We start from the raw sequence: 23,724 nt of genomic DNA, 5'->3' as shown, positions 1-23,724 counted from the left end.
CCTCCTCAGGTCTCGTTTCCCAACCGTTACATGGTGCTCCCGCACCGGCTTCACCGCCGAATCGAGACGCTGTGCAATTGGTTACCCGTGCTGCTTCAATCCGGCGAGTGACCGACCGCGAGCGTTTGCGCACCACGTTCGGAACGGATGCGGCCCGCTACCACCGGGCTCGTCCCACCTATCCCCCGCAGCTGTTCGCGCAGCTCAGCGGCCCGCGCATCCTGGAGATCGGGCCGGGCACCGGTCAGGCCACCCTGCCGTTGACCGCGATCGGCGACGTCACGGCGGTGGAGCTGAGCCCCGCTCTCGCCGCCGTCGCCCGCTCGTACGCGCCCGCGGCCCACGTGGTGGTCGCGAACTTCGACGAGTGGCCGCTGCCGCCGGAACCGTTCGACCTGGTGGTGTCCGCGACGGCGTTCCACTGGCTCGACCCCGCCACCCGGATGGCCCGCTGCGCCGCGGCTCTGCGGCCGGGCGGCGCGCTGGCCGTGATCTCCACGCACCACGTCGCGGGCGGCACGGAACAGTTCTTCGTGGACGTTCAGAAGTGCTACGAGCGGTGGGATCCAGCGACCCCGCCGAACCTCCGGCTGTCGAAGGGGGACGACATCCCGCGCGAGTTCGACGAGAGCGACCTCTTCGAAGAGCCGGAGTTCCACCGGTACGAATGGGAACAGGCCTACGACACCGAAGCGTACGTCGACCTGCTCCTCACGTATTCGAACCACATCGCGCTGCCCGCTCGCGACCAGCTCATCGCGGACATCCGGCAGCTCATCGACACGCGCCACGGTGGCCGGGTCACCAAGCGCTACCTGACCCAGCTCGCCATCGCCCGCGTCAGGACCGCCGGGCCCGTCGCGTCATGACCACGCCCGCGCCCACCAGTGCGAGGCCGCCGACGGCGAAAGGCAGCACGTCGAAGCCCGTGAACGCCAGCTCGTCCACGGCAGCCGACTTGGCCGCGGGTGCCTGAGGCGCTCCTCCACCGGGCGGAGGCGGCGGCACCTCGGTCTTCGTCGGCGGAGGGGTCGTCGGCGGGGTCGAGGTCGGCGTCTCGGCAAGCTCGCAGCCCGTGTGAGCCGGGTTCGAACGCCCCACACCGTGGTTGGAGTCGCACTCGTAGCCGGAGTTGGCGTCGGAACCGCCCGGCTGCTGACCGTTCGGGTTCTTGTTGTCGGCCTTGCCGACGCAGCCCGCACACGGCTTGCCCACGGCCTCGCCGCCACCGTTGCCGTTCTGCGAAGGCGAGCCGTCCCGCGTCGAGTCGTACGGGCCGTGCACGTTCGCGCCGTTGCCGCTGAAGTCCGCGTTCGACGGCGGCTGGGGCGTCGAGGTGTCCTGCGCGGACTGTCCAGGCGGGACGTTCGGGTTGTTCGTGATCCCGTTCCCGTGACCGTTCCCGGGGTCGGCGAGCCCCAGGCCGGGAGCGAGCACCAGCGCAGCGGCGGCCGCGAGGGCGGGGAGGAGCCGGGTTGCTTTCATGCCCGACATATAGGACGGCCTGTGAACCGCGTTACACGGTCCACAGGCCGTCCACACCGGACACTACGAACAGGTGATGCGGGGTGACGCCCAGTCGCCGTGGTCGGAGTTGATGCCGTCACCCCCGTCGGTCAGCACCAGCCGCAGGTTCTCGGCGTCGGTCAACGACGCGGTGAGCTTCTTCGCCGCGTCGGTGCCGGTCAGCACCCCGGAGTCCGCGACCTTCGTGTCGTCCGCGAACACCTGGAAGATCACCGAACCCTTGCCCGCGGCCACCTCGTCGTCGACGCCGACGTCCACCGTGAGCGAGGAGCACTTGCGCCCGAGGTAGAACTCGATCGTCGAGGCCGCGTGCGCGCCGAAGCCGCGCGAGTGCGTCACGCCGTTGATCGTCAGCGTCTTGCCGTCACCCGCGGCCTGGTTGCCGACGGACTTGTCGATCTCCACCGGGCCCCAGCCGTTCGTGGACGACGTGGCGTCGAACGCGGACAGGTCGCTGGTGCCGGTCGGCGGGGTCGGGTGCGGACCGCCGTCGCCCTTCGAGACGCGGTAGATCACCGTGGCGAGCGACGGCACCGAAGCCGAGATCGCGCCGGTGGTGGTCCGCGTCGACTTGGTCCACAGGTCCTTCAGCGTCGCGGGTCCGGACATGCCGATCTCGGACAGGGAGGTCGAGATCGTCTGCGTGGTGTCCGACTTGTTGAACAGCGCCACGGCCTTGTCGCCGTTCGCCAGCGGCTTCACGATCACGTCGACACCGGTCTTGCCGGTCGTCCTGATCCGCTTGCCCTGCACACCGAGCTTGTCCTGGTCGACCGCGATGACGTCCTTGTTCTCCAGGATCGTGAACGTGTCCGCGGAGACCTTGCGCAGGTCCGAGCCGATGAGCAGCGGCGCGGACATGATCGCCCACAACGAGAAGTGGCTGCGGTACTGCGTGGCGCTCATCTTGCCGTTGCCGACTTCGAGCATGTCCGGGTCGTTCCAGTGCCCCGGACCGGCGTAGGAGTCCAGCACGACGTTCTTCTCGTAGATGTCCATCGTGCGCGGCCAGGTGTCGTTGATGTCACCGGTCGTGCGCCACAGGTGTCCCGTGTCGGCGGCCCACTCCCACGGCTTGTTCTGACCCCACTCGCACAACGAGAAGACGATCGGGCGACCGGTCTTCTTCAACGCGTCACGCATCTTGCGGTAGCGCTGCTTGGCGTCCACGCCCTGGTTGTTGCAGTTGTCGTACTTCAGGTAGTCGACGCCCCATGACGCGAACTGCTGGGCGTCGGACTCCTCGTGGTTCAGGCCGCCGGGGAAGCCGTTGTCCTTGTTGCACGTCTTGGTGCCGGCACTGGTGTAGATGCCGAACTTCAGGCCCTTGGAGTGCACGTAGTCCGCGACGGCCTTGATGCCGTTGGGGAAGCGGATCTTGTTCGGCACGAGCTTGCCCTGGGCGTCACGGGTCTTCTCGGCCCAGCAGTCGTCGATGTTGACGTACTCGTAGCCCGCGTCCTTCAGGCCCTTCGCCACGAAGATGTCGGCGATGCCCTTGACCAGCGCCTCGTTGAACTCAGCGCGGCAGGCGGTGGTGTTCCAGTTGTTGAAGCCCATCGGCGGTGTCAACGCCAGACCGTCCGGCAGAGCCTGTGCGGTGGGCGCTACCAGGACCGCACCGACCATTGTGGTCAATGCGGCCAGGGCGAGAATGCGCATGGGAATTCCTCTCGGACGACAGGGGGTCACGCGGGCAGACCCCAGGGCTTGCCCGGGGTCGTGATGCTGACCGGCTTCACAGCCAGGTCGGGGCGGCGGCCCCTGGGATGCACCAGGACTTCCTGGCCGCGGCGCAACGGGATCTCGAACGTCCCGTCGCCGCGGTCGTGGTACCGGACGGGACGACCACCCGGCGTCACCACGGACACCGGGCCGTCGATGCCGTGCCGCAGCACCAACGGCTCACCCGCGCGGCTGCGGACGAGCACGAACTGCGTCTTGCCACCGGATCGGCGGGCGGTGACCGAGAAGCCGCCCTCGCACGAGTGGTCGGCGATCACGACGTCCGGCCACACCGACGGCACGGCCGGGAACACCCTGACGATGCCGCCCCAGCTCTGGCAGACGAAGTCGTGGATGGTCTGCGCGCCGGACAGCGGGGTCTCGACGACCGGGCCGGCCTCGGTGTACATGGTGTTCTCCAGGACCGGGTAGCGCTTGGTCGTGTCGAACATCTTCAGGAAGTAGCCGTAGGCCTCGTCGCCGCGGAACATGCGCGCGGCGATCGAGCCGGAACCGGAGTAGCTGTAGCCGCGGTGCGCCGGTTCCAGGGACATCCAGTGGTGCAACGACTTCTCGATGAGCTCGCGGTTCTCCGGCTGCTCCCAGTTCACCGTCATGAGCGGGAACGTCGCGAGCAGGTGCGAGAAGTGGCGGTGGGAGTTCACGAACGGCACGCCGGCGCCGATCATGAAGCCGTTCTCGTCCACCGGGTACGGCGTGAGGTCGCGCAGGACCTCCGCCCACTTCGGCGCCAGCGGGTCGTCGATCTTCAGCAGCTTCGCCGAGTCGATCAGCGTCTGGCAGCCCCACCGGATGAGCTGCAGGTCGTAGTTGCAGTCCGGCGCGTCGCCGTACTCGGGCGAGGTGGTGACGTCGAGGTGGAGCTTGCCGTCGTTGCCCTTCTTGAGGAAGTGCAGGTAGTAGTTGATCGACCGGCGCAGCAGCGGGAACACGACGTCGGAGAGGATCCGGGCGTCCATGCTGTGCCGGTACGACAGCCAGACGTTGTGCAGGGCCCACGTGAGGTTGCCGAGCTCCTTCACGCCGGTGCCGCCGGTACCCGGCTCGTACACCGTGCCGAGGTTCGACGTGTGGCTGTCGGTGCTGCGCCCGACGCCCGCCGAGTCGTGCCGGTACTGCTCCTTGACGTTGGCGACGAGCTGGTCCTGGTTGGCCTTCAACGTGCTGGCGACGGAGTCCAGCTCCAGGTGGTTGGAGCCGTGGATCAGCCAGTACTCCAGCTGCACGTTGAGGTTCCACCAGGCTGCGGCCCACGGCGTCTTCTCCAGCCACGGTCCGGTCGTCGCCATCACCGGGCTGCCGGCGCGCGACCCGGACGCGACCTTGTAGAGCTGGATCCAGTAGAACGCCTGCAGCCTCTGGTCGCCGAACGACAGGAAGCTCTTGCGGTAGAAGTCGTTCCACCACTTGCGATGCGTGCGGGTCAGCAGTCCGCCGAGCAGCGCGGCCTCGCGCACGGCCTTCAGCACGACCTTGTCGGCGCCGGCCTCGGGATAGGTGTGCGCGACCGACAGCAGCAGGCGTTGACCGCGCCCGGTCGTGATGATCCGGAAAGCGGTTGCCGTCTGGCCGCCCGCGTTCAGGGCCTGCGTCACCAGCGTCTCGTGGCCGTCGGGTTTCGTCACGGGGTCTGGGTTGAGGACGTAGCCGTCCGGCAGCGGGTTGAAGTCGGCGCGCGGCGGGATCGCCTTGGACGGCGCGAACTCCAGCACGGGCTTCTCGTCGCCGGTGGCGCTGACCTGCACAGACAGCACCGAACGCGTGCTGTGGACGTAGCCGGAGAACGAGATCACGCCGAGCGACGTGGTCACGGTTCCACGCAGCTCCGCGTTCCAGAGGTCGAGACGCCAGTCGACGGCCGTGACGGTGCCCGCGGCGGTCAGCTTGAGGTTGCCGACGGGAAGTCTGCACACGCCGAACTGGCTGCCACCGCTGGTGCGGTGGTCCTGCACCTCCGCGTGCTGCACGGTGAAGCGGACGGTGTTGCCCTCCGCGTACACGACGCTGCCGAGCCGGCCGTCACCGAGGAACGGCGCCTGCCCGTACTGCGTCGGAGGCTTCTGCCAAACGAGATCCTGCGCCCCGATGAACTTTTCCCAGTCGCGTTCCGACATGCCTTCGCAGCCGAAGACATCCGAGGACACGGTCTCCTGCCCGGCCGCCACTCCCGCCTGGGCGAGCAGCACCGCCGCTGTGGTTCCACCGATGAAACCCCGCCTGCCAACGACCATTTCCGCTCCTCGCCCGCGCATGACGACAACAACCGTCCAGCTGCGCGGCGGTGCAGCTTGGTCCAGACAATCGGGAAAGGTAGGAGTTCTGGGTCACATCGCGCAAGACCCCACTACACGCAACACGAAGCAACAACCGGGTGCTCTTGCTCCTGCCAGAAGGACAAGACGCCTAGGATGACCCGCCAAAGGGGCGGGGAGACACGCACGTGCCGTGCCCTTGCAATTGGGAGGTGGCATGGCCGTGTCGACAGCGGCGTACAACGAGGGCAGGGTCCCCCAGCGGGGCCGTCCTCGCGACGCCAGCAGGGACGACGCATTACGTCAGGCAGCACTGGAGGTGATGGCCGAGGTCGGGTACCGGGCCCTCACCATGGACGCGGTGGCGGCACGCGCGAGAGCGGGCAAAGCCACGATCTACCGGCGGTGGGAGTCGAAGCTCGATCTCGTGATCGACACGTGCACCCAGCTCGCCACGCAGAACCTCGCGGCACCGGACACCGGCTCACTGGCCGGCGACCTGCGCGAGTTCCTCTCGTCGTTCGCCGCGTTCCTCTCCGGACCGATCGGCAAGGCCGCCCAGGCACTCGTCGGCGAACTGCCGCACGAGCCCGAGCTGGCCTCGGCGTTCCGGGAGACGTTCCTGATCTCGCAGCGCGACGTGCTGCGCGGCATCCTCGACCGCGCCGCCGAACGGGGCGAGCTCAAAGCCGACGCCCCGCGCGGCATGGCCGTCGAGATCGCGGGCGCGGCCCTGATCTACCGGCTGATGCTCACGGGAGACCCGCTCGACGAGCCGTTCGTGGAGAAGGTCGTCGAGCAGGTCCTCTTACCGTTGGTGCACGCCTGAGCAGGTAGCCGGAAGCCGTGTTCGCAACTCGCCGTCCGGTGTGGTGGATGAAGGGCGCCTTCCTCCACCTGGCGTGGATGAAGGCGCCCTTCATCCACGTAACTGACCGGCAGGCGGGTCGCGGACGAAGACCTCCGGCAAGACGCCTAGCGGAACAGCTTGCGCACCAGCGCGAAGCCGACCACCGCGCCAACCGCGATCAGCGTGTACTTGACCTTGGGCTGGCTCAGCACGTCGAGCACGGACGACTTGCCCTGCTCGACGAGCTTCTGCGGGTTCGCGCGTTCGCTGAGCTCGTCCAGGGTGGCGGCCAGCGCGGTGCGAGCCTGTTCGATCTCGCGCTGGATGGTGTCGGGATCGCGAGCCACATGTCCTCCTAGCAGCGGTTCTGTCCGCAACCGTAGTGGACGGTCACCGACCCGGCTTCGAGCGACCCGAGAGAGCGAGTACATGAAGGGCCTATAGGCTTCCACGTGAGGGGTCGTAGCCCAATTGGCAGAGGCACTGGGTTTAGGTCCCAGCCAGTGGGGGTTCGAGTCCCCCCGACCTCACTCGATGGCGGCGAACCATGTTCGCGGAGGGCGCTCACCAGGCCATCTCGTGGTGTTTTGTGGGGGCGAAGCCCCCCACACCCCACCCGGCGGGCTTCGCCCCCGGACCCCCGGTGCTCGTCCGCGCGTTCAGCCGGGCCGACCCCGAAGACGCTGGCGGGCGGGCCCGCACGCCGCCCCAACCTCAGCGGATCTGCGCCGCGCCAACTGCACGGCGCACCCCGCCCACACCACTGCGAGCCCACGTGCAGCCCCTGCCTGCGTCAGCCCCCGGTGGAGCCCCAGTCGGCGATCTGCGCGCGTGTCGTCAGGTCCAGCTTGCGCCGCACCCGTTGCAGGTGCGTCTCGACCATCCGCCGCGAGATCCGCAGCTCGTCGCCGATGCCCGCGTTCGTCCGCCCGGCCGCGACCAGCGCCACGACCTGCCGTTCCCGGTCGCTGAGCTCCTGGGGTTCGGCACGATCGGCCAGCGCGTGCGCGACGGCCTGTTCGCGGGTCATCTTCCGCCCCTCGGCCAGGAACGTGTCCGCGCCGCGCAGCGCCACCCGTGAGGCCCGCACGGCCTCGATGACCTCGCTGTGCCACACCGGGTCCTTCGCGTACGCGCCCTCCCGCAGGCAGGAGGCGGCACCGACCAGCCGCAACGCCCGCCTCGGGTCACCGCGCCGGTGCGCGATCAGGCCGAGGCCCTCCAGCACGTCCGCGACCCAGAAGCCGGTGTGCCACGACCGCAGCGACTCCAGGAAGTACTCGGCGGCCTCGTCGACCTCGTCGCGTTGCAGCGCGCGCACGCCGACCGTGTGCAGGAAGATCGCCAACCGGCGTGGTGGTGCCAGTCGGCGGTACACGGGCAGCATGTCGGCGAGCAGCGCGTCGGCGAACTCCGCGTCACCCGACCGCAGTGCCGCCCACGCCAGGTTGTGCTCGACGAGCGCCAGGTCCAGCGGGTCGGCGGTCGGGGCGAGCAGCGCGAGGGCCTCCTCGTAGTACTTGCGGGCCTCGCCGTCGCGGTCGGCGCGGACGTGCTCGCCCGCCAGCGCGTTGAGCGCCTGGGCCAGCAGCGTCGGGTCCCCCAGCTCGCGGCCGAGCGCCACCGCCTCCTCGGCCCACGCCATGCCCTCGTTGGACTCGGTGCCCGCGAGGTGTGCCAGGTGGCACGACGCGAGACAGCGCTCGGCCGGGTCGGCTGCCGTGCGCACCGCCGCCTCCAGCAGCGACCGCCCCTGCGACACCTGCCCCTGGTCGCGCCACGCCACGGACAGCATCAGCGCGAGCCGCAGGTAGCACGGGTCCGCGGTGCGGGCGGCCCAGTCGACGGCGCACCGCAGGTTGCCGCACTCTGTGATCAACGGGTCGGCGATCTCCGGGAAGACCGTCGAGGTGAACCTCGGCCAGTGCCCGGCGAACCAGCGCGCGACCCCGGCGACCACCGTGTCCGACCGTTCACCGAGTTTTTCCCGGCCGTACAACCGAACCGACTCCAGCTGCTCGAACCGCCCGGGCCCGCTGAAGGTCAGCAGCGACTTGGCCACGAGCGCGGACAGCAGCGCCAGCACGCGGTCGGCGGTCAGGTCGCACGCCGCCACCGCGACGTCGAGCCCGAAGCTGCCGGGGAACGGCGAGAGGCACCGGAACGCGTGCTGCTCGTCGGCGCTGAGGTGGTCGTAGCTCCACTCGATCGCGGCGCGCAGGCTCTGGTGACGTTCGGCGGCGGTGCGGTTGCCGCGGTTGAGCAGCTCCAGCCGGTCGTCCAGGCGCGCCAGCAGTTCCTCGACCGGCAGCACGGTGACCAGGCGCGCGGCGAGCTCGATGGCGAGCGGGAGGCGGTCCAGGCGGGCGCACAACGTGGCCAGCACGTCCCGGTCGTCGAACCGCAGGCCGAGCTGGTTGGCCCGCGCGCGGTCGGCGAACAGCTCCACCGCGCAGGGGATCGGCAACGGCTGCACGGCGAACAGCACCTCGCCCGGCACCCGCAGCGGTTCGCGGCTCGTGGCGATGACGCGGATGCCGGGGCAGCCGAGCAGGAGCGGCTCCAGCAGCGCCGCACACTCCGCGGCGACGCGCTCGCAGTTGTCCAGCACCAGCAGCATCGTCCGGCCCGCCAGCGCGTGCACCAGGGTGCTCAGCACGGGTTCGCGGGTGACCTCGCCGATGCCCAGCGCCATGGCGCACGCGCGCGCCACCCCACCGGAAACCGAGGAGAGCTCGACCCGTTCCGCCCGGCCGTCGGTGAACTCCTCGGCCAGCCTGGACTTCCCGACCCCGGCCGGGCCGACGAGCGTGAGCACGCGGGCGTCCGCGAACTCGGTGAGGCGCTCCAGCTCGGCGTCGCGCCCGATGAAGCTGTCCAGTGCCGTGAGCGGCTCGTTCGCCCGCTGCCGGTAAGCCCGTTGACGGCAGGCGTTGGAGCAGTACCGCGCTTGTCTGCGCCGGGAGGTGGCGGTCGCGGCGCCGCAGGTCGCACACGTCCCCACCTGGTCGGCCATCGAACTCATCGTAGTCATCCGGTTACGGGGCGGAAAGGGCTTTCCGGGCATGTTGTGGACCAACGGCGCGTCAACGCGTATACATCGGATCTGTCGCCGCCGCGACTGAGGTTCTGGGAGGACTGGACATGCGGTTGACCCCCGCGCGATGGCGCGCGGCAACAGCGTTGGTCGTCGCGCTGACAGCGAGCGCCACAACCCCTGTGGCATCGGCAGAACCAGCGGCGAAGGACGCCTGGCCGAAGGCGGTCGTGCAGCTGTCGAACGGCGTTCCGACGCTGTCCGTGACCCGTGGCGGCACCACCGTGCTCGAGCCGAGCCCACTGGGCGTGGTGACGGAAAGAGCGGATCTTTCTGGCGGATTGACGCTGACCGGCCACACCGAACGGCGGGTGTTCGAGCACTACACCGCGTCGTCGGGCAAGCAGGGGCAGCGCACGGTGGCGCACAAGGAAGAGCGCTACTCGTTCACCGGCGCGGCCCGGCTGGATCTCGTCGTGCGGACCGCGGCGGACGGCGTCGCGTACCGGTACGAGCTGCCGGCCGGGCTGGGCAACGTGCTGCGCGAGACGTCGGCGTTCGTCGTGCCTTCCGCCGCGACGGCGTGGATCGCCAAGTACCGGCGGGACTACGAGAACCCGTTCGTGCAGACGAACGCGGCCACCGCGGAGTCCGCCGAGTACCTGCACCCGGCGCTGTTCGAGACGAACGGCGTGTACGCGCTGCTCACCGAGTCCTCCGTGGACGGTCGACACTCGGGCGCGCGACTGGTGCACACCACCGGTTCGGGCGTCTACTCGATCAAGTACTGGGACGAGCAGGTGCAGGTGGACGGCGCGTGGCAGTCGCCGTGGCGCACCGCGATCGTCGGCACCCTGGCGGAGGTCACGGAGTCGACGCTGGTGGACGACCTGGCACCGGCCTCGAAGGTGCGCGACACGTCGTGGATCAAGCCGGGCAAGGTGTTCTGGAGCTGGCTCGCCGGCGGCCGCGAGGCCGGGCAGAGCCTCGCGATGCAGAAGCAGTACGTGGACTACGCGGCACAGCACGGCTGGCCGTACGCGCTGGTCGACGCCGGCTGGTACTTCGACCCGAACTGGGACTACGACCCGTCGTGGGAGCAGACCTCGTGGATCCCGCAGCTAGTGTCCTACGCCGCCGCACGCGGCGTGAAGATCCATCTGTGGATCCACTACGACGAGCTCGACACGCCCGCTGAGAGCGCTGCCAGGCTGGCGCTGTTCGAGAAGTGGGGCATCGCGGGCGTGAAGATCGACTTCATGGACTCCGACGGACAGGACCGCTACCGCTGGTACGACAGGATTCTCGCGGAGACCGCCCAGCACCACCTGCTGGTGAACTTCCACGGCTCGACGATCCCGCACGGCCTCCAACGGACGTGGCCACAGGTCATGACCATGGAAGCCGTACACGGTGGAGAGAAGTCCTCCGGCCTCACCGGAACGCACCTGACCTCGCTGCCGTTCACGCGCAACGTCGTCGGTGGCATGGACTACACGCCGTTGGCCTGGCACCGTCCTTCACGCACCACGTCCGACGCGCACGAACTGGCGCTGACCGTGATCTACGAGTCGGGTCTGGAGAACCTGGCAGGGCGCCCGGAGGACTACGCGGCGCGGCCCGCCGCCGAGCGGTTCATCGACCAGGTGCCGACCGCGTGGGACGAGACCCGGCTGCTGTCCGGGCGTCCTGCCGACCACTCGGTGTTCGCCCGCCGGTCCGGTGACCGGTGGTTCATCGGTGGCGGGTACTCCGGTGCCGCCAGGACCGTGTCCGTGCCGTTCGACCTGCCGTCCGGTCGCTGGCTGGTGGAGATCACGCGCGACGGTCCTGCCGGTCTCGTGCGCGAGTCCCGGACCGTGCGTTCGGGTGACGTGCTGACGCTCGACGTCGTGGCCAACGGCGGGTTCGCCGCTATCGCCTGCCGCGCGGGTTCACGCACCTGTGAGCGACCGGTGTCCGCCGTGCCTTCGACTTCCGTCTCCACCGCCTCCAACGGCTTCAAGGTGACCGGCCTCTTCACCACGAAGGAGGACGTGCACGGGGTGACGCTGGCACCTCGCGTGCCCGCCGGGTGGTCGGTGCAGGGCGAGCCGGTCAGGGCCCGTGCGGTGCGCTCCGGTCAGGCGCTGTCGGGATCGTGGACCGTCGTGCCGCCCGCGTCCCCTTCGTCCTACGGCTACTTCGACATACCGGTCGTCGCGTCCTTCAACGGCGGCGTGGAGTCCGAGAAGACCGCGCGGGTGCACCTGGTGCGGCCGCTCTCGGACGGCTGGTCCTACCTGACGGACCGCCCGTGGGTGTCCGCGGTCGGCGGTAACGGCCCGGTCGAGAAGGACCTCACCAACGGCGGCAGCGCCGCCGGCGACGGCCGGGGCATCGCGATCCGCCGGGTCACCTACGGCAAGGGTCTCGGCACGTACGCGTCGTCCGAGATCACTTACGCGCTCGACGCGCGCTGCACCGCTTTCGCCGCCTCGGTCGGCGTCGACGACGAGGCGGGCCTGGACGTGGCCCGGCAGAAGGCAGGCGGCACGGTGTCGTTCCAGGTGCTCGGCGACGGCGCGGTCCTCGCCGACACGGGCGTTCTGGGCGTGCGCACCCCTGCTCGCGACCTGACCGCGGACGTGAGCGGCGTGAGGACTCTCACCCTGCGCGTCCTCGACGGCGGTGACGGCACGCAGAACGACCACGCTTCTTGGGCCGACGCAAGGATTCGCTGCGCATAGCGGGTTTTCCGCGAAGTCCGGAATGCGGTTCACGCCACCCGGACTTCGCGGTCGGCCCCGGCGTCCTCTCCGTAACTTGGACTGCATGAACTTGGTCGACTGGGTCACCGACCTGATGAACACGGCCGGCGCACCCGGAGCGGCTGCGGCCATCGCGCTGGAGAACCTGTTCCCGCCGCTGCCGAGCGAGGTCTTCCTGCCGCTGGCCGGTTTCACCGCCGGTCAGGGCAAGATGTCGTTGGCCGACGCCATCCTCTGGACCACGGCCGGCTCCGTGGCGGGAGCTCTGGTGCTCTACTGGATCGGCGCGCTGCTGGGCCGCGACCGCGTGCGCCGCATCGCCTCCCGCATGCCGCTGGTCCGCCTGTCCGACGTGGACAGGACGGAGGCGTGGTTCCTGCGCAACGGCTACCGCGCGGTGTTCTTCGGCCGCATGATCCCGGTCTTCCGCAGCCTGATCTCGATCCCCGCCGGTGTCGAACGCATGCGGTTGGCGCCGTTCATCGCCTACACCGCGGCCGGCAGTCTCCTGTGGAACACAGCCCTGATCCTCGCGGGCTACCTGCTGGGCGACAACTGGCACCTGGTCGAGCAGTACGTCGGCATCGTGTCGAAGGTCGTGCTGGTGCTCGCGGGTGTGGCGGTGCTGTTCTTCGTGGTGTCGCGCCTGGTGAAGGCGAGGAAGGCTGCCCGGACGCGCTCCTGAGCAGCACCCTCACCCCTTCACGTACGTCCGCAGGTGCTGAGCCGTCAACGTCTCCCCGGACGCGACCAAATCGTGCGGCGTCCCCGTGAACACCACCTTGCCGCCGTCGTGCCCCGCCCCGGGCCCCATGTCGACGATCCAGTCGGCGTGCGCCATCACCGCCTGGTGGTGCTCGATCACCACAACGGTGTTCCCGTTGTCCACCAACCGGTCCAGCAACCCGAGCAACTGGTCCACGTCAGCCAGGTGCAGTCCGGTCGTGGGCTCGTCGAGCACGTACACCGACCCCTTGTCGGTCATGTTGATCGCGAGCTTCAACCGCTGCCGCTCACCACCGGACAACGTGTTCAGCGGCTGCCCCAGCCCGAGGTAGCCCAGCCCCACGTCCACCAGCCGGTCGAGGATCACCTTCGTCGGCCCGTCGGAGAAGAACGAGGCGGCGGCAGCGATCGGCATCTCCAGCACCTCGGCGATGTTCTTGCCGTTCAACCGGTAGCCCAGCACCTTCTGCGTGTACCGCTTGCCGCCGCACTCCTCGCACACGGTGGCGACGCCGGCCATCATCGCGAGGTCGGTGTAGATGAGGCCGATGCCCTTGCAGTTCGGGCAGGCGCCGTCGGAGTTGGCGCTGAACAGCGAGTCCTTGACGTTGTTGGCCTTGGCGAACGCCTTGCGGATGTGGTCGAGCATGCCCGTGTAGGTGGCGGGGTTCGAGCGCTTCGAGCCGCGGATGGGCGACTGGTCGACCTTGACCACGTCCGCACGCGACCCGAGCGAGCCGTGGATCAGCGACGACTTGCCCGAGCCCGCCACGCCCGTCACGACGGTGAGCACGCCGAGGGGGATGTCCACGGAGACGTTCTTGAGGTTGTGCAGCTTCGCGCCCCTGACCGAGATCTTGCCCCGGCCGACGCGCACCTGGTCGCGCAGGCCGGCCTTGTGGTCGAGGTGTGTGCCCGTCAACGTGCCGGACTTGCGCAGGCCCGCGAGGTCGCCGGTGTAGCAGAGCTCGCCGCCGTTCACGCCGGCGCCGGGGCCGAGGTCGACGACGTGGTCGGCGATCGCGATGGCCTCGGGCTTGTGCTCGACGACGAGGACCGTGTTCCCCTTGTCCCGCAGGCGGAGCAGCAGGTCGTTCATCCGCTCGATGTCGTGCGGGTGCAGCCCGGTGGTGGGCTCGTCGAAGACGTACGTCACGTCGGTCAGCGCGGAGCCGAGGTGCCGCACCATCTTCACGCGTTGCGCCTCACCACCGGACAGCGTGCCGGACTCGCGGTCCAGCGACAGGTACCCCAGGCCGATCTCGACCAGCGAGTCCAGGGTGTTCAGCAGGTTCGCCAGGAGTGGCGCCACCTCGGAGTCGGTGACCTTGCGCAGGAACGCGGCCAGGTCGCTGATCTGCATCGAGGACAGCTCGGCGATGTTCCTGCCCTTGATCTTGCAGCCGAGCGCGGCCTGGTTGAGCCTCGTGCCGTCGCAGGCGGTGCACGTCGTGAACGTCATGGCGCGGTCCATCCACGCCCGCACGTGCGGCTGGACCGTGTCGCGTTCCTTGCCCGCGTAGATCCGGTCGAACTTGACCAGCAGGCCCTCGTAGTTGAAGTTGAACTTGTCCCGCTTGAGCTTCTGCGCCGGAGCGTGGAGGAAGAGCTCCCACTCCTTCTTCGTGAAGTTCTTGAGCTTCTTGTCCATGTCGAAGAACTCCGACATGTTGTAGGTCTGCCAGTACTGCGAGCGCGGGTGGAAGTTCGGGATCTTGATGGCGCCCTCGTTGAGGGACTTCTCGACGTCGTACATCTCGTTCATGTCCAGGCCGCGGACGCTGCCGATGCCCTCGCACTCCGGGCACATGCCGTCGGTCGAGTTGAAGCTGAACGCGGTGGACGTGCCGATGTGCGGCTTGCCGAGGCGGCTGAACACGATGCGCAGCATGGTGTGCGCGTCGGTGGCGGTGCCGACCGTCGACCGCGAGTTCGCGCCCATGCGTTCCTGGTCGACGATGATCGCGGCGCTGAGGTTGCGCAGCTCGTCGACGTCGGGGCGGCCCAGGTTCGGCATCATGGCCTGCAGGAACGCCGTGTAGGTCTCGTTGATGAGCCGCTGCGACTCGGCGGCGATCGTGCCGAACACGAGCGACGACTTCCCGGACCCGGACACACCCGTGAACACGGTGAGGCGGCGCTTGGGGATGTCCAGCGAGACGTTGCGCAGGTTGTTCTCCCGCGCCCCGCGCACCTCGATCACGTCGTGGCTGTCGGCGGCGATTGGTTCCTGTCCACGCTTGCGGCTCATCGCACGACGGTCCCGCGCGCCGGTCGATCGTCACTCGAGCCGTGCTGGGGTCTCCAGGTGACGCATCAGTTCACGGACGGCACTGCGTCCGGCTCGGTTGGCGCCGATCGTGCTCGCGGAGGGGCCGTAACCGACGAGGTGGATGCGCGGGTCGGCGACCACGCGCGTGCCGTCGACCTCGATGCCACCGCCCGCCGAACGCAGATGCAGGGGCGCGAGGTGGCCGAGGTCGTGCCGGAACCCCGTCGCCCACAGGATGACGTCGGCGTCGAAGTGCTCCCCGGACGCCCACACGACGCCGTCCGGCGTGATGCGGTCGAACATCGGCTTGCGGTCCAGCACCCCGGACGCGATCGCGGCGCGCGTCCGGTCGTTGAGCGCCAGCCCCGTCACGCTCACGACGCTGCGCGGGATCAGCCCCTTGCGGACGCGTTCGTCGACCATGCCGACGACCCGGCGGCCGTAGTCCTCGGTGAACGGGCCTTCCCGCCACACCGGTTCGTGCCGCGTGACCCACCGGGTCTCCGCGGCGAAAGGAGCGAGTTCCATGAGCAGCTGTGTCGCGGAAGCACCGCCACCCACCACCACGACCCGCTTACCCGCGAACTCCTCGGGCCCCTGGTAGTCCGCGGTGTGCAGCTGTCGTCCCTGGAACGTCTCCTGGCCGGGGTGGTGCGGCCAGAACGGGCGGCGCCACGTGCCGGTCGCGTTGATCAGGCCGCGGGTGGTCCAGACGCCGTGGGACGTCTCGACCTTGAGCAGCGAGCCGTCGTCGACGACCTGCGTGACGTTCACCGGACGGATCACCGGCAGGTCGAAGAGCTGCTCGTAGCGGGCGAAGTACGACGGGATCGCGACGTTGGCGGGCTCGTCCGGCGAGGGCTGCTCGAACGGCATGCCGGGCAGTTCGTGGATGCCGTGCACGGTCCGCATCCGCAACGAGGGCCAGCGGTGCAGCCACGCGCCGCCCGGAGCGTCGTTCGCGTCCAGCACGACGTGGTCGACGCCACGGCGCCGGAGGAAGTACGAGGCGGACAGGCCGGCCTGTCCCGCGCCGATCACCACCACATCCGTCACACCACGATCAACCGGGAGGAGGCCGCGAAACGTCCCAGCTGTGACACACGGATCACTCACCGCGGAACGAGTTGCCCGCGTCACGGAAGAAGTCACGAAGTATCGGTGTTGATCGATGTATGAGCCGACTTCGTGAGATTCCGCTGTCCGTTCTCGACCTCGCCCCCATCACGTCGGGATCGGATGCCTCGACCGCACTGCGGAACTCCCGCGAACTCGCGCAGCAGGCGGAACGTCTCGGCTACCACCGGTACTGGTTCGCCGAGCACCACAACATGCCGGGCATCGCGTCGTCCGCACCCGCCGTGCTGATCGGGCACATCGCGGACGCCACGTCGACCATCCGCGTCGGTTCCGGTGGCGTGATGCTGCCCAACCACGCGCCGCTGGTGGTCGCGGAGCAGTTCGGCATGCTGGAGGCGCTGCACCCCGGCCGCATCGACCTCGGCATCGGCCGCGCGCCCGGCACCGACCAGAAGACGGCACGGGCGCTGCGGCGCACCGAGGCCGGGCTGTCCGCGGAGAACTTCCCGCAGGAGCTCACCGAGCTCATCCAGTACTTCGAGGGCACCGCGGAGCTCAACGCCGTGCCCGCCGCCGGCAACAAGCCGCCGATCTGGCTGCTCGGCTCGTCCGGTTACAGCGCGCAGGCCGCCGGTCTGCTCGGCCTGCCGTTCGCGTTCGCCCACCACTTCAGCGCCCAGAACACGTTGCCCGCACTGGAGCTGTACCGGCGGCACTTCCGGCCGTCGGAGGTCCTCCAGGAGCCGTACGCGATGGTGTGCGCCTCGGTGATCGTGGCCGACACCGACGAGCACGCCCGGTACATCGCCGGTCCGGGGGCGCTGTCGTTCGTGCGGCTGCGCCAGGGACGCCCGGCACCGCTGGCCACGCCGGAGGAGGCCGCGGCCTACCCGTACACCGAGATCGACGAGTTCGTGATCGAGGACCGGATGTCCACCCAGATCATCGGGTCCCCCTCAACGGTCCGGGCCGGGCTCGACGAGTTGATGGAGTCGACGGCCGCCGACGAGCTGATGGTGACGACCATCGTGCACGGCCACGAAGACCGCCTCCGTTCCTTCGAACTGCTCAGCGAGGTGGCTGAACGGACGCCGACGATGGGCCGTTCAGCCGCACATACGTGAGTCGGCCACGCGTGACCTTCACGTTTCGTACGACTGTCGCTGGTCTGAACGGGTGATAAACGGCTCCGCTTGTAGCGCCAGACACACTGTGGGCGATGATCGGTGTGAGCGCGCACGCCCCCCGACGCGCTCCCTAGCTTCACCAGACGGACGGCGTGGGGCAGGCGCACTGTGTGGCGCCGCCCACGCCGCCCATCACGAGACGGCCACGGCCCGGCACCAGGTCCGCTTCAAGGCCCTCTTCCGGTCCCCGCCACCCCTTCGGCACCGTCACAGTTGACGGGAGTCGTTCACACCCACCGCCGGGGTGGGAAAGGGGAGTTCGTGAAGTTCGCCAAATCGGCCGCGGGCCTGTGCCTGGTGCTGGCCGTGGCGGGATGTGCGGGCCCCCGTGTCGCCGTCACCCCGGACGAGAACCTGACCGTCGAACAACGAGCCGAGACGCCCAGCGCGGCCGGCGCCGCCGCGTTCGGCACGCAGCGCGTGTGGGCCTCCGGCCTCTCCATCGTGGTGTCCGCCCCCCGTTCGCTCACGCCGTCCCCGACGGCCGTCCCACCGGCCAGGCGCACCGCGGTCTTCACGATCACCGTCTACAACGGCTCCAAGGCGTCCTACCGCCCCTCCAAGCTCACCGTGCGCGCCACGGCCGACGGCTCCCCCGCCGCCGAGCTGATCGACTCCGCACAGGGCCTCAACGGCCTCGCCGGCGCCGTCGCGGAGCTCCCGCCCGGCCGTGACACCCAGATCCAGGTGGCGTTCGCCGTGTCCGAGCTGCCGGTGAAGATGCAGCTGAGCGTGCAGCCGGGTGGTCAGGCACAGGACGCGGCCACCGTCTTCGAAGGCCAGGCCTAGGCCGGGATCCTCGACGAGGCGCGCGCCCGTTCCAGGCACGCCCCGTGGTCGATGAAGGGCGCCTTCCTCCACCTGAGGTCGATGAAGGCGCCCTTCATCCACCTCAGGTCTGCGGCGAGGCATCCGAGCGGCGGGCCTAGGCTCGACGGCATGACCAGTCGTCTCGAACCTGGAGACATCGCGCCCGCGTTCACGCTGCCCGACAGCGAGGGCAAGCCGGTGTCCCTGTCCGACTACCTCGGCAAGTCCGTGGTCGTGTACTTCTACCCGGCCGCGAGCACGCCGGGCTGCACCAAGCAGGCCTGCGACTTCCGCGACAACCTCGGCGTCCTCGCCGACTCCGGCTACGAGGTCGTCGGCATCTCGCCCGACAAGCAGGAGAAGCTCGCCAAGTTCCGCGACGCGGAAGGCCTGAACTTCCCGCTGCTCGGCGACCCGGGCAAGAAGGTCCTGACCGAGTGGGGCGCGTTCGGCGAAAAGCAGAACTACGGCCGCACCGTCCAGGGCGTCATCCGCTCCACGTTCCTCGTCGGCCCCGACGGCAAGATCGTCAAGGCCATGTACAACGTCCGCGCCACCGGCCACGTCGCCAAGCTGCTGCGCGAACTCCCCGCTTGAATTTCACTCCAGAGGTGACGCCGCCGCCGCAAGACTTGCGGCGGCGGCCCCTTCTTCGGGTATGGTCGAGGTGAGGGCGTGCAAAATGCCGCCCCTTGTTCCGGTGAGGGTGATACACCGTGTGTCGCTTGACGGCACCTCGCGGTCCCGACATCCCGTCTGATTTCGTCCTGCGCGTCCACTTCCCCACGCGCGGCGGTTGACCTGGGCTGATCAGCCCCGTCGTCCGTTCGCTGTCAAACACGTGCGTTTCGCGTACGTGCATTTCGTGCTGGGAAAATTCAATGCTCAAGTGGATATTGCTGACCGTCGCCGTGGGCGCGGAAGTTTTCGCGACCCTTTGTCTCAAGTACTCCGACGGCTTCACGAAACCGTGGCCCGTCGCAGGCCTCGGCGCAGGTTTCCTCACCGCGCTCTACCTGGAGTCGGTGGTGATCCGGATGGGCCTGCCCGTCGCGATCACCTACGCGGTCTGGGCCGGTGCGGGCATCGCCCTGGTCGCCATCACCAGCCGCGTGCTCTTCGCCGACCCGCTGAACCTCGCGATGCTGACCGGCATGGCCCTCATCGCGGCAGGCGTGTGCGTCGTGTCCGTCGCGTCCCACGCACAGGCGGCCACGGTCTAACCTCGTTTGGGTGGGCTTGGAAATCGCCGCCGCCAAACTCGGTCAGACCATCGCGACCCGCGCCGCCACCGCCTGGCTGGCGGGTCGCGACAAGGAGAAGGCCCGGACCTCCTCCCTGACCGAGCTCGCGGCGGCACAGCTCGCGAAACCGTTGCAGCAGGCCAAGCTCAAGACCCTGGTCGAGAGCATCGGCCACACGGTCGCCGAGCAGTTGGAGCCCGTCCTGCAACGGTGTCCCGAGGACGAGATCGACGCCTCGCTCGCCGCGGTCGAGGTGGCGCTGCAGTCGATCGACCTGTCCGACGAGGCGCTGCTCGCCGACGACGCCGATCCCGAGGTGCTGGCGCGCCGCATCCGCAAGGAGCTGCCGCGCCAGGACCTGGGCCGGTTCTACGACCTCGCGCTCGACCAGTCGTGCCGCCACCTGGTGCAGGTGATCAGGCACCTGCCGTCGTTCCAGCCGCGCGCCCTCGCCGAGGTGCTCTCCCGCGCCACGGCCCAGACCGCGCTGCTCGAGGACGTCCTCGCCCGCTTGCCGCGCACCTCGCTGCACGCACCGCAGGGAACGAGCAACGACGACGAGTTCCGCGACGAGTACCTGCGCTACATCGCCGCCAACCTCGACCGTCTTGAGCTCCTGGGATTGTCCATGAAGGACCGCCCGCGCCTGGCGCTGAGCGTCGCCTACCTGAGTCTCACGGTGTCAGGGGCGCAACGACAGCGGCACGAGTGGTTCGGCCAGGCCGACCACCACTCGCACTCGGGCGTGCGCGTCGAGTCGGCCCTGGTCAGCCGCACCCTGGTCCGCGGTGAAGCGGGCTCGGGCAAGACGACGTTGCTCGACTGGCTCGCGGTCACCGCCGCCCGCGGCGGGTTCGTCGGCAACCTGCAGTCGTGGAACGGCCTGGTCCCGTTCCCGGTCCGGCTGCGCGCCTACGCCGACTCACCGCTGCCCTCCAAGCCGGAGGACTTCGTCACGGGATGGCTCGCCGGGATCATGCCCGCCGGGTGGGTCCATCGAGTTCTGCAGGCGGGCAAAGGACTCCTGCTGGTGGACGGCGTCGACGAGGTGCCGCCGTCGAAGCGCCAGCACGTCCGGGAGTGGCTGCGCGAGCTCGTGCACGTCTTCCCGTCCGCGCAGGTCGTGGTGACGGCACGTCCCGCGGCGACGGACGAGAAGTGGTTGGCGGAGCTGGACTTCTCGTCCGTCGAGCTGGAGCAGATGAGCCCGGCCGACGTGAAGGTGTTCCTGCAGCGGTGGCACGAGGCCGCCGGGGCGCCCGAGGAAGCCCAACGGCGGCTGACCACCCAGCTGGACAGCCGCGAGCACCTGCGTTCCCTCGCCTCCTCGCCGTTGCTCTGCGCGATGTTGTGCGCGCTGAACCTCGGCCGGGTCTCGGAGCTGCCGCAGAGCCGCATGGAGTTGTACGCGGCCGCGCTGACCATGCTCCTGGACCTCCGCGACGCCGAACGCGGCATCGCCCGCATCCTCACCACCTCCGACAAGACGGTGCTGCTGCGGGATCTGGCGTGGCGGCTCACCCTGGGCGGCCGAACCCAGCTGCCCACGGCCAAAGTGCACGAGCACGTGGCGCGCAAGATCCGCTCGATGCCCAACGTCGACGAGGAACCCGGCGCCGTCGTCACGCACCTGCTGGAACGCAGCGGCGTCATCCGCGAACCCGTACCGGGCCAGGTCGACTTCGTGCACCGGACGTTCCAGGAGTACCTGGCCGGCGAGGAGGCGATGCAGGACGGCCAGGTCGAGACGCTGGTCGCCCACGCCCACCAGGACTCGTGGACGCAGACGATCGTGCTGGCCTGCGGACACGGCCACCGCTCCCAGGTCACCGAACTCCTGACCGAGGTGCTCGACCGCGCCGACCGCGAACCGCGCAACGCTCGCCGACTGCGGCTGCTGGCCGCCGCGTGCCTGGAAACCATCAGGGACGTCGACGCGGACGTACATGACCGGATCGACGCGATCATCAGGGACCGGCTGGTTCCACCGCGCAGCAAGAAGGAGACCACGTCACTGGCCACGATCGGGCATCGCGTCCTGCGCTACCTGCCAACGGATCTCGACGGGCTCTCGGACGCTGCCGCGGGAGCGACCGTGCGCAGCGCGGCACTGGTGGGATCGCCAGAAGCGATGGCACGACTGGCCGGGTACGCCCGCGATCCTAGGGAGAACGTGCAAGAGGCGCTTCTTGAAGCGTGGCTCAACTTCGACCCGCAACGCTATGCGGAAGAGGTGCTGGCCGATGCGCCGTTGGACAACGGCTACGCGAGGATCACGACCACCCGTCTGATCCCTTACCTGGATCTTCTCCAGCGCCTGCGTGGTACCGATCTCTGGCTCGATGACGAAGCACATACGGACCTGCGGTTCCTCGATCGCGTGAGGGGATTGCGGTACCTCAGCACGCCGACCTCGGGTGAGATCGACGTCAGCCCGCTGGAGCCGACCCGTCCGGTGGTGGTCAACCTGCGCCGCGCCCAGCAGTACTCGAACCTGGACCGGCTGCCGCAGATCCCCGTGTTCCTGGGCTTGACGCAGGCCGAGCCCTGGCACGATCTGGACTTCCTGCGCGGGCGGGCCTGCAACAACCTCCACCTCAGCAGAACGGCGCCTGACTGCGATCTGACCCCGCTCGCGGAAGTGGCCGATCTGAAGACGTTGTACTGCTACAACTGGCCCGACCTCAGTGCGATGCCCGACCTGCCGAATCTGCACACCCTCGGGCTCGGGGGCCACATCCCGGTGGACGTCCTGCCGTTGAAGAACCGGTCGCTGGTTCTGGAATTGAGCCGATACCTCTCCTACCCAGGAGTCGAGGAACTCGGTCCCGGAGTAAGAGTGAGGTGGATCGGTTAGACCAGCTTGCGCAGGTGCGGGACCAGCAGCTTCAACGCCCGGCCCCGGTGCGACTCGGCGTCCTTCTGCTCGGCAGTCATCTCGGCCGACGTGATCGAGTACCCCTCCGGCACGAAGATCGGGTCGTACCCGAACCCGTTGGTCCCGCGCCGCTCCCGCAGCAACGTCCCCCGCCACTCGCCCCGCACGACGACCTCTTCGCCGCCAGGCGCGACGAGCGCCACGACCGACACGAACGCCGCACCGCGCCGCTCGTCCGGCACGTCGCCGAGCTGCCCCAGCACCAGATCCAGGTTGGCGTCGTCATCGCCGTGCCGACCGGACCACCGCGCGGACAGCACACCCGGCATGCCGTTCAGCTCGTCCACCGCCAGCCCGGAGTCGTCCGCAACCGACACCAGTCCGGTGGCGGCAGCGGCATCACGGGCCTTGGCCAGCGCGTTGCCCTCGAAGTCGGGCGCGGTCTCGGGTGCCTCGGGGAACTCAGGCACATCCGCCAAAGACAGGACGGAGATCCCGGACAACCCTTCGGCAGAAACGATGCGCTGCAGCTCGCGCAGCTTCTTGGCGTTGCGGGAGGCCAGCAGCAGCTTCATCGCTTGCTCGCCTTGGGCTCGGGCAGCACGCCGGGGTACGGCTGCGCCAGGGCGGCGGCCTGGATGCGGTTCAGCTCGGCGCAGCCCAGCAGCGCCACGTCCAGCATGCGGTCCAAAGTGGACCGGGCGAAGGTCGCGCCCTCGCCGGTGCCCTGCACCTCGATGAGCGTGCCGGCGTCGGTGGCGACGACGTTCATGTCGACCTCGGCGCGCGAGTCCTCTTCGTACGGCAGGTCCAGCCGGACGCGGCCGTCCACGACGCCGACCGACACGGCGGACACCGCGCAGGACAGCGGTGAGGGGTCGGCCAGACGGCCCGCGGCGCCCAGCCACGTCACGGCGTCGGCGAGAGCCACGTAGGCGCCGGTGATCGCGGCGGTGCGGGTGCCGCCGTCGGCCTGGATGACGTCGCAGTCGATGACGATGGTGTTCTCGCCGAGGGCCGCCAGGTCGATGCAGGCCCGCAGGGAGCGGCCGATCAGGCGCGAGATCTCGTGGGTGCGGCCGCCGATGCGGCCCTTCACGGACTCGCGGTCGCTTCTGGTGTGGGTGGCGGACGGGAGCATCGCGTACTCGGCGGTCACCCAGCCGAGGCCCGAGCCCGAACGCCAGCGGGGGACGCCTTCGGTGACACTCGCGGCGCAGAGCACGCGGGTGTTGCCGAACTCGACCAGGACCGAGCCCGCGGGCCAGGTCTGGTATCCACGCGTGATCCGGATGTCACGCAACACGTCGTCGTTCCTACCGTCGCTTCGCACCACGGCGGCTACCTTAGTGAACCCTGCGGAGC

18 protein-coding genes and 1 tRNA gene are annotated in these 23,724 nt (G+C 69.2%); 10 read left to right on the top strand and 9 right to left on the bottom strand.

The features are described from left to right. Positions 1-107: 107 nt before the first annotated feature. The gene (locus ABZV40_RS17290) at positions 108-869 is read left to right on the top strand and encodes a class I SAM-dependent methyltransferase (protein ID WP_355441761.1); all 762 of its coding nucleotides are present in this window, start codon (positions 108-110) and stop codon (positions 867-869) included. Here the strand turns inward: ABZV40_RS17290 and ABZV40_RS17285 are convergent. The 3 genes from ABZV40_RS17285 to ABZV40_RS17275 form a co-directional block, all read right to left on the bottom strand. After that, the gene (locus ABZV40_RS17285) at positions 841-1,485 is read right to left on the bottom strand and encodes a hypothetical protein (RefSeq protein WP_355441758.1); all 645 of its coding nucleotides are present in this window, start codon (positions 1,483-1,485) and stop codon (positions 841-843) included. The two genes, ABZV40_RS17290 and ABZV40_RS17285, sit on opposite strands and share 29 nt — an antisense overlap. A gap of 63 nt (positions 1,486-1,548) precedes the next feature. Then, positions 1,549-3,189, bottom strand: a complete 1,641-nt coding sequence (locus ABZV40_RS17280; protein ID WP_355441755.1) for an NPCBM/NEW2 domain-containing protein — start codon at positions 3,187-3,189, stop codon at positions 1,549-1,551. Between the two features lie 26 nt (positions 3,190-3,215). Beyond that, a complete protein-coding gene (locus tag ABZV40_RS17275) occupies positions 3,216-5,504 on the bottom strand; it encodes a Tat pathway signal sequence domain protein (RefSeq protein WP_355441752.1) in 2,289 nt (762 codons plus the stop codon). A 238-nt stretch (positions 5,505-5,742) separates the two neighbouring features. Here ABZV40_RS17275 and ABZV40_RS17270 point away from each other — a divergent pair, with 238 nt between their 5' ends. Beyond that, complete coding sequence (locus ABZV40_RS17270) at positions 5,743-6,354, top strand: TetR/AcrR family transcriptional regulator (RefSeq protein WP_355441749.1); 612 nt, start codon at positions 5,743-5,745, stop codon at positions 6,352-6,354. A 146-nt stretch (positions 6,355-6,500) separates the two neighbouring features. On the opposite strand, the gene ABZV40_RS17265 is transcribed toward ABZV40_RS17270, so the two are convergent. Then, a complete protein-coding gene (locus tag ABZV40_RS17265; RefSeq protein WP_030469566.1) occupies positions 6,501-6,722 on the bottom strand; it encodes a DUF3618 domain-containing protein in 222 nt (73 codons plus the stop codon). Between the two features lie 109 nt (positions 6,723-6,831). On the opposite strand from ABZV40_RS17265, the gene ABZV40_RS17260 reads away from it, so the two are divergent. Continuing rightward, positions 6,832-6,905: transfer RNA gene (locus tag ABZV40_RS17260), tRNA-Leu, on the top strand. Positions 6,906-7,168: 263 nt separating this feature from the next. Here ABZV40_RS17260 and ABZV40_RS17255 read toward each other — a convergent pair. Continuing rightward, complete coding sequence (locus tag ABZV40_RS17255) at positions 7,169-9,391, bottom strand: LuxR C-terminal-related transcriptional regulator (RefSeq protein ID WP_355441747.1); 2,223 nt, start codon at positions 9,389-9,391, stop codon at positions 7,169-7,171. Positions 9,392-9,519: 128 nt separating this feature from the next. Between ABZV40_RS17255 and ABZV40_RS17250 the strand changes: the two genes are divergently transcribed. Continuing rightward, positions 9,520-12,141 (top strand): glycoside hydrolase family 97 catalytic domain-containing protein, encoded by a 2,622-nt coding sequence (locus ABZV40_RS17250; RefSeq protein WP_355441744.1) that lies wholly within the window; start codon positions 9,520-9,522, stop codon positions 12,139-12,141. 85 nt (positions 12,142-12,226) lie between these two features. Next, positions 12,227-12,847 (top strand): DedA family protein, encoded by a 621-nt coding sequence (locus tag ABZV40_RS17245; RefSeq protein WP_355441741.1) that lies wholly within the window; start codon positions 12,227-12,229, stop codon positions 12,845-12,847. 9 nt (positions 12,848-12,856) lie between these two features. Here ABZV40_RS17245 and ABZV40_RS17240 read toward each other — a convergent pair whose 3' ends face one another. Beyond that, entirely contained in the window at positions 12,857-15,139 is a 2,283-nt protein-coding gene (locus tag ABZV40_RS17240; RefSeq protein ID WP_355441739.1) for an excinuclease ABC subunit UvrA, read from the bottom strand. Positions 15,140-15,169: 30 nt separating this feature from the next. Next, a complete protein-coding gene (locus ABZV40_RS17235) occupies positions 15,170-16,216 on the bottom strand; it encodes an FAD-dependent oxidoreductase (RefSeq protein WP_355441736.1) in 1,047 nt (348 codons plus the stop codon). Positions 16,217-16,335: 119 nt separating this feature from the next. Here ABZV40_RS17235 and ABZV40_RS17230 point away from each other — a divergent pair, with 119 nt between their 5' ends. From ABZV40_RS17230 to ABZV40_RS17210, 5 genes are all read left to right on the top strand, one after another. Further along, positions 16,336-17,364 carry an LLM class flavin-dependent oxidoreductase gene (locus tag ABZV40_RS17230; RefSeq protein ID WP_355441733.1) on the top strand — a complete coding sequence of 343 codons (1,029 nt, stop codon included), beginning with the start codon at positions 16,336-16,338 and terminating at the stop codon, positions 17,362-17,364. A gap of 324 nt (positions 17,365-17,688) precedes the next feature. Beyond that, on the top strand, positions 17,689-18,216 hold the full coding sequence (locus tag ABZV40_RS17225) for a hypothetical protein (RefSeq protein WP_355441731.1): 528 nt from the start codon (positions 17,689-17,691) through the stop codon (positions 18,214-18,216). A gap of 150 nt (positions 18,217-18,366) precedes the next feature. Further along, positions 18,367-18,834, top strand: coding sequence for a thioredoxin-dependent thiol peroxidase (gene bcp / locus ABZV40_RS17220; protein ID WP_355441727.1), 468 nt, complete (start codon positions 18,367-18,369; stop codon positions 18,832-18,834). Positions 18,835-19,118: 284 nt separating this feature from the next. Next, positions 19,119-19,460 (top strand): multidrug efflux SMR transporter, encoded by a 342-nt coding sequence (locus ABZV40_RS17215; RefSeq protein ID WP_355441724.1) that lies wholly within the window; start codon positions 19,119-19,121, stop codon positions 19,458-19,460. A gap of 10 nt (positions 19,461-19,470) precedes the next feature. Further along, the gene (locus tag ABZV40_RS17210; RefSeq protein ID WP_355441721.1) at positions 19,471-22,338 is read left to right on the top strand and encodes an NACHT domain-containing protein; all 2,868 of its coding nucleotides are present in this window, start codon (positions 19,471-19,473) and stop codon (positions 22,336-22,338) included. On the opposite strand, the gene rdgB is transcribed toward ABZV40_RS17210, so the two are convergent. Together rdgB and rph are read right to left on the bottom strand one after the other, a co-directional pair. Continuing rightward, entirely contained in the window at positions 22,335-22,934 is a 600-nt protein-coding gene (gene rdgB / locus ABZV40_RS17205) for an RdgB/HAM1 family non-canonical purine NTP pyrophosphatase (RefSeq protein WP_355441719.1), read from the bottom strand. The genes ABZV40_RS17210 and rdgB overlap by 4 nt on opposite strands. Beyond that, the gene (rph, locus tag ABZV40_RS17200; RefSeq protein ID WP_355441717.1) at positions 22,931-23,695 is read right to left on the bottom strand and encodes a ribonuclease PH; all 765 of its coding nucleotides are present in this window, start codon (positions 23,693-23,695) and stop codon (positions 22,931-22,933) included. Before rph ends, rdgB begins: the two co-directional genes overlap by 4 nt. Positions 23,696-23,724 lie beyond the last annotated feature (29 nt).

Source organism: Lentzea sp. NPDC004782 (assembly GCF_040609115.1).
Classification (GTDB): Bacteria; Actinomycetota; Actinomycetes; order Mycobacteriales; family Pseudonocardiaceae; genus Lentzea.
The sequence above is the reverse complement of the archived record's forward strand: the minus strand, read 5'-3'. Positions and strand labels throughout refer to the sequence as shown.

What these genes read in the sequence shown, in the direction of transcription:
- ABZV40_RS17230 (WP_355441733.1), top strand. Translation starts at nt 16,336, where the DNA reads ATGAGCCGACTTCGTGAGATTCCGCTGTCCGTTCTCGACCTCGCCCCC.
- ABZV40_RS17270 (WP_355441749.1), top strand. Translation starts at nt 5,743, where the DNA reads ATGGCCGTGTCGACAGCGGCGTACAACGAGGGCAGGGTCCCCCAGCGG.
- ABZV40_RS17240 (WP_355441739.1), bottom strand. Translation starts at nt 15,139, where the DNA reads ATGAGCCGCAAGCGTGGACAGGAACCAATCGCCGCCGACAGCCACGAC.
- ABZV40_RS17215 (WP_355441724.1), top strand. Translation starts at nt 19,119, where the DNA reads ATGCTCAAGTGGATATTGCTGACCGTCGCCGTGGGCGCGGAAGTTTTC.
- ABZV40_RS17280 (WP_355441755.1), bottom strand. Translation starts at nt 3,189, where the DNA reads ATGCGCATTCTCGCCCTGGCCGCATTGACCACAATGGTCGGTGCGGTC.
- ABZV40_RS17285 (WP_355441758.1), bottom strand. Translation starts at nt 1,485, where the DNA reads ATGAAAGCAACCCGGCTCCTCCCCGCCCTCGCGGCCGCCGCTGCGCTG.
- bcp (WP_355441727.1), top strand. Translation starts at nt 18,367, where the DNA reads ATGACCAGTCGTCTCGAACCTGGAGACATCGCGCCCGCGTTCACGCTG.
- ABZV40_RS17245 (WP_355441741.1), top strand. Translation starts at nt 12,227, where the DNA reads ATGAACTTGGTCGACTGGGTCACCGACCTGATGAACACGGCCGGCGCA.
- rdgB (WP_355441719.1), bottom strand. Translation starts at nt 22,934, where the DNA reads ATGAAGCTGCTGCTGGCCTCCCGCAACGCCAAGAAGCTGCGCGAGCTG.
- ABZV40_RS17250 (WP_355441744.1), top strand. Translation starts at nt 9,520, where the DNA reads ATGCGGTTGACCCCCGCGCGATGGCGCGCGGCAACAGCGTTGGTCGTC.
- ABZV40_RS17275 (WP_355441752.1), bottom strand. Translation starts at nt 5,504, where the DNA reads ATGGTCGTTGGCAGGCGGGGTTTCATCGGTGGAACCACAGCGGCGGTG.
- ABZV40_RS17255 (WP_355441747.1), bottom strand. Translation starts at nt 9,391, where the DNA reads ATGGCCGACCAGGTGGGGACGTGTGCGACCTGCGGCGCCGCGACCGCC.